The following is a 5,251-nucleotide window of genomic DNA, read 5'->3' on the forward strand; positions in this document are numbered from 1 at the left end:
CTCCTGGCATGGCCAAATTAGCCAGAATTCCTTTGCCAAGTTTCATTCACTCTTGTGAAAAGGATCAGTCTACTGTAACACAAGTCTTTCTCAGGCGTCATAATTATAAGTTATTGACTGAAGATCAAATCTCATATTTAAAATTATTCTTCCGTCAAACGAGAGATATAGGCCTCATAAGGAATAGTAATTATATTTAGTTATTAACTATATCCTGTTGTTAACTGCAATTGATAAAATGTAAATGTTTAAGAAATGATCATAGTTCAAATATTTTTTGCAATCCTATTGTTAGGGCCAATATTATGGGGGGTGCGCAATTGGGCCAAGTATAAAAAAGCTTCTGCCCCAGAAGGTATAGCAAATTACACCACCATGATTAATTCTTCAGTACTATATGCTATAGCATTCAATTTAATATTCTTTCTGCAAGAACTATTTCTTGTTCTGGGAAAAAAGGCACTTGGCTTGGAGGCAATTCTATATCATAATAATCATAATTGGGAAGGAGAACATCCGATGACTTTGTTGATGCAAGGTTCTGGAGCCTTGGCAATTTTCTTGATAGGATTGATCTGTTTGGCAATTTTCCATTTCCTTAAAAACTCCAAAAGTATTTGGAAATTATTCGTCTTGTGGCTAGCTTTTCATGGACTAGTACAATCACTTCCTCAAGTAGCAGTTGCATACCTGGATCCGAGTACTGATGTGGGTGAAGCACTTGTGGGATATTTAAATTTGAGTCAACCCCTTCAAATAATTTTAGCGTTATCGAGTATTATCGCTATCGCTATGGTTAATATTTGGTTTAGCAGGCAGCTATTGGAATTTGTTTCTAACGATGTCGATTTGAACAATCCTAAAGCAAAATTTATGTATATTCGGTTTATAGCTGTAGGAGCCGCTATTATAGGTAGCTTACTTATTGTTCCGTTCAGGATTCCTCCAATTGGACAGGCCATTACTCCATTTATTATTTTCGTTTTTTCAATTCCCTGGATATGGGCTTCAGCAACAGTGAGCAAACATATCAGACGTACTTCGAACAGAATAAATGAAAATATATATTGGAGCCCTATAGTATTCCTCGTACTTCTTTTGATTTTCTTTCAATTGGTTTTAGCTCCGGGAGTGGAGTTTTAATAAATACTTCAGGCAACAATAAATATAGGTCATTTGGCAAAAAGTGTTAACTTGAAAATGTGCACATTTAATATTGATTATAGCAGTTTGTAGATAAGTACTTTAAAGTGCTAAACGATCCATATTCAAACCGTTAGTTGTAATTACACCATAAAGTATTTTTAACCCGTGTTAAAACTAAACTGTTAATTAGAATATGCATTTCTTATCATTATTTCTTATGACTCCCTCCATTTGCTTTTACACCAGCGCTAAGTTCTTTTAAAACATTTATATTTTAAGATATTAAAAAACTGAACTCTGGAAATTTGGAGATTTCAAGCATTACACCTCCTTAAAACTTATGGCCAATGTTCTGGGTATTCCTTCTCCCAAAGTAGATATTGATGGTAGTATGGTCAGAGATGTTTATTTTGAAGAAGGCAATTTGGATCTTATTGTAGCTTATTGCGAATTAGATGTTATCACTTTAGTACAAGTCTTTCTTAGGCTTCGTAATGATGAATTATTGCGTGAAGCCCAAATAATGCATATTTAGAATTATTCTTCCAGCCTGGTTTGTGTTTTATGTTTCACAGAGAATATTTTTGAATCACTCTATCTAATGTAGTGGTCTTGTATTTAAATGTATTGTGCTTATATTATGGTTGTACTATCTTAGCTTATTCAAAAGATATGTGGGTAATAACTATATCCAATTGTTAGGTGCAAGACTTACCATAACGAAGCTATGAAGGAAGTGAAGGGTTTTTAATCTGTATTTAATTTAGCAATGCTACGAACAAAGCTACATAGACCTCCTGCCATCTTCAATGAACAGGTTATACGTTCAGGTTTAATTAAGAAGCTTGAATCAGGCCTACAAAAGCCGATGTCATTAGTTTCTGCTCCTGCCGGATATGGCAAAAGCCAAACCGTTAGCCAATGGCTTCAGGAAACAACTGCAACAAGTTGCTGGATATCTCTTGATGAAGAAGATAACGACTTGCGGGTTTTTCTTACTTATGTGGTGGCAGCCCTGCATACGGCTGTCCCTAATAGTGTTCCTCTTACCGAAACCATTTCAACTGCAGGAGAACTTCCACCTATAAAAACGATTGCTCATACCTTGATCAATGAGCTTGATAAAATAGACAAGGCCGTGATCTTAGTATTAGATGACTACCATAGAATCAAAGAAAATAGTATCCATGAGCTAATTGATGAGTTACTTGTTTATCCACCTCAATGTCTGCACCTATGCATAGTTACAAGGCGAGATCCTCCATTGAAATTAAATCGGCTTTTAGCCCAAAGCAGGATGGTTGAGGTCAGAATGAAGCATTTGGCCTTCTCAACTGCTGAGATTAAAGAACTCTACCAAAACTTGTTTAATGAGTCTATCAATGAAGAAACAGCAAATTCGTTAAAAAATAAAACAGAGGGTTGGATCGTTGCGCTACGCATGGCGTCCTTGTTAACTACTCATAACTCTGGTGCTAACGAGGTGTTTACCGAGTTTTCCGGTGATGTGTACGCGCTCTCTCAGTATATGCTTGAAGAAATCCTTGAAAAACAGCCATCAGAATTTCAGGAAATCCTTTTTAAGGTAAGTCTGCTAGACAGATTTAACGTTGAACTAGTCAGTGCCCTCCCACAGGTCACAGCAAAAAAGGCGCAATCATTTATGGATTGGTTACAAGAGATAAATCTCTTCATCATTCCCCTGGATCAGCAAAACAATTACTTCAGATTTCACCATCTGATTCAGGAGTTTTTGCAACGTATGGCCTCTAAGCGCATTATGGAGGATGACTTGGTTGATATTCATACCAGTGCGGCCATATGTTTTGAGCGAAACGAATTTATTGAAGATGCTATTCGCCACATGTTAAAAGCGCATAAAGTAGAGGAGGTTTCGAAAATTATTATTCGGAATAGGCTATCAGAATTATATAATGATAAATGGTACGTTGTCCAGCGATGGTTGAGCAAACTACCTCAATCCGAAATGAATGAGCCTAACTTGCTTTTATCTGCCTGTTGGCCGGCATATGAAAATATTCAATTTGAGCTATTGGGCAGCTTGCTTCAACAGGCTGAATTACTTCTCAAAAACAATCAAGATTCAGCGCTACATGGCGAGTGGAACCTAGTTTCAGGTCTGCTGCAATTTTGGAGTGGAAACTGTGGTCAGGCAATGACTCATTTTGAGCAAGCCAAAGTGTTGCTACCCGAAGAAGAGAATCTATTTACGGGTATGCTGAATCTACACATAGCAATGGCCACAACGGTTTGTGGTAAAATGGAGCTGGCGATTACTGAATTAACGCAACAAATACAGCAATCAGAAGGCAATGCGGTTTATGAAACACGACTGTATTCAGGCTTATATTATAATAACATGTTTGCCGGTAACCTGGCGAAGGCAAAGCGTTATGGCAGCAAAGTGAAGAGTATTGGAGCGGAAAATGACCTGCACTACACCCATGCCATGGGTGTCTGTCAGGAAGCAATGGCTTGTTTTTGTGCTAATCAACTGGAAGCAGCAATCGTCCTTCTTAAGATTGCTGAGCAAAAAAGATTCATCTTACACAAAGGAACAGCCATTGATGCCATGGCTGCCAAGGTAATTGCGTATGAAATACAGAACCAACCCAAAGAGGCAGACACTACATTAAAAACCTTGAAAGCGTTTACCACAGAGTTGAATCAGGACGCATATACAATTGTTAGCAGCTCATGCGAAATGAGGTTATTGTCTATGCGAAATGAATTAGAAAAAGCCATGGAATGGCAGTCGCTCCTGGAGCAGACGCCAATTTTCGCCGGTTTATTTATTTGGATTGAGGTACCAAGGCTTACACAAGTGCGCGTGCTTTTAAGAGAGTCCTCCGAAAAGAGTTTAGACAAGGCTGCTATGATTTTAGCTGAGGTAGACGAAATAGCCAAACACTACCATTTAATTAATCAACAAATTGAAGTGGCGGTCCTTAAGGTTGTTTTATTAACCAAACGCGGCTTATCAACAGAAGCGGCAAAAGCTTTAGACACGTCACTGCAAATATCTGAGCCAGGTAAATGGATCAGGCCCTATTTAGAATGGAAATCAGAACTCTATCCTTTGATTGCCGAAGTTTGTAGTGACAAGGGAAGATCCTATTTTTATAAATTATTGCTGGAGTCATTAAACAAAGCAATTGGCACTAAGACAAACGAATTGGCAGGGCAAGCTAAGCCGGTTGAAGTGGCCACAGATAATGCTGAACAACTTTCAGTAAGAGAAATTGATGTTGTGCGGCTGATGTCTCAAGGGTTTAGAAATAAAGAAATTGCCGACACCCTATTCATTTCGGTGGGTACAGTAAAAAAACACATCTATAATATTGGTCAAAAATGGCAGTTGCACAATCGAATAACAATTTCTCAACGCGCAACTGAATTGAGCTACGTCTGACCTACTTGATGCATCGGAACGATGCTGTTCCCCATAAATTATCGTCTTTAAGATAGTTTATTGACCCATTTTACACTTTTATACCACTTTCGTTTATTGCGCAAGATTCAACCCTTGTATAGTTTTGTCCTGTAACAAAAGAACTCCCATACAGTGATGAAATCCAAAAATTCAGAAGAGTATTCAATTTTTTCTAAAGCTGCAACTTATCAAATTCGGGTAGCAGGAGACGTAAAACTTGATTGGGCCGATAATATTCGGGATTTGCAAATCATTAAAGAGGAAGACCCTGATTTTGGATCTGTTTCTGTACTAACCGGACAAGTTGAAGATCAGGTCGCATTGTTAGGAATACTCAATACGCTCTGTGATTATCACTTGGTATTACTCAACTTACGGATTCTATTATAATTAAAACTTAAAATCATGAAAACTACCATTAACAAATCAAAAATTATAGTGTTGCTTTTATTAGTAGCTCTAATTTCTTTTGGTTGTAAAGAGAAAGCAACTGAAAAAGCTCCTGAAGCTAAAAAAGAAGTGAAAGAAGTGAAAAAGTATAAAATGACAACTGATATTCCGGAGAGTATTCAAATTGAAGATGAACTAAATACGCGAATAGGAAAACTGGAGTTTGAAGATGGGTATCCAACCCAAGAAACTGCTGATAAA

The 5,251-nt window shown here is 37.5% G+C and carries 4 protein-coding genes and 2 pseudogenes; all 6 read left to right on the plus strand.

Annotation, left to right across the window (positions count from 1 at the left end):
- Positions 1-200: pseudogene (locus WBN20_RS00960) on the plus strand (hypothetical protein); the annotation flags it as partial.
- 55 nt (positions 201-255) lie between these two features.
- A complete protein-coding gene (locus tag WBN20_RS00965) occupies positions 256-1,143 on the plus strand; it encodes a hypothetical protein (RefSeq protein ID WP_424274766.1) in 888 nt (295 codons plus the stop codon).
- 295 nt (positions 1,144-1,438) lie between these two features.
- Positions 1,439-1,681, plus strand: a pseudogene (locus WBN20_RS00970) (3'-5' exonuclease); the annotation flags it as partial.
- 234 nt (positions 1,682-1,915) lie between these two features.
- Positions 1,916-4,579 carry a LuxR C-terminal-related transcriptional regulator gene (locus WBN20_RS00975; protein ID WP_424280384.1) on the plus strand — a complete coding sequence of 888 codons (2,664 nt, stop codon included), beginning with the start codon at positions 1,916-1,918 and terminating at the stop codon, positions 4,577-4,579.
- 156 nt (positions 4,580-4,735) lie between these two features.
- On the plus strand, positions 4,736-4,990 hold the full coding sequence (locus WBN20_RS00980; protein ID WP_424280385.1) for a hypothetical protein: 255 nt from the start codon (positions 4,736-4,738) through the stop codon (positions 4,988-4,990).
- A gap of 15 nt (positions 4,991-5,005) precedes the next feature.
- Positions 5,006-5,251, plus strand: a 246-nt coding sequence (locus WBN20_RS00985; protein ID WP_424280386.1) for a hypothetical protein, incomplete at its 3' end; no start/stop codon positions are given.

The sequence above is a fragment of the Eudoraea sp. genome (genome assembly GCF_049665975.1).
Classification (GTDB): domain Bacteria; phylum Bacteroidota; class Bacteroidia; order Flavobacteriales; family Flavobacteriaceae; genus Eudoraea.

What these genes read in the sequence shown, in the direction of transcription:
- WBN20_RS00965 (WP_424274766.1), top strand. Translation starts at nt 256, where the DNA reads ATGATCATAGTTCAAATATTTTTTGCAATCCTATTGTTAGGGCCAATA.
- WBN20_RS00975 (WP_424280384.1), top strand. Translation starts at nt 1,916, where the DNA reads ATGCTACGAACAAAGCTACATAGACCTCCTGCCATCTTCAATGAACAG.
- WBN20_RS00980 (WP_424280385.1), top strand. Translation starts at nt 4,736, where the DNA reads ATGAAATCCAAAAATTCAGAAGAGTATTCAATTTTTTCTAAAGCTGCA.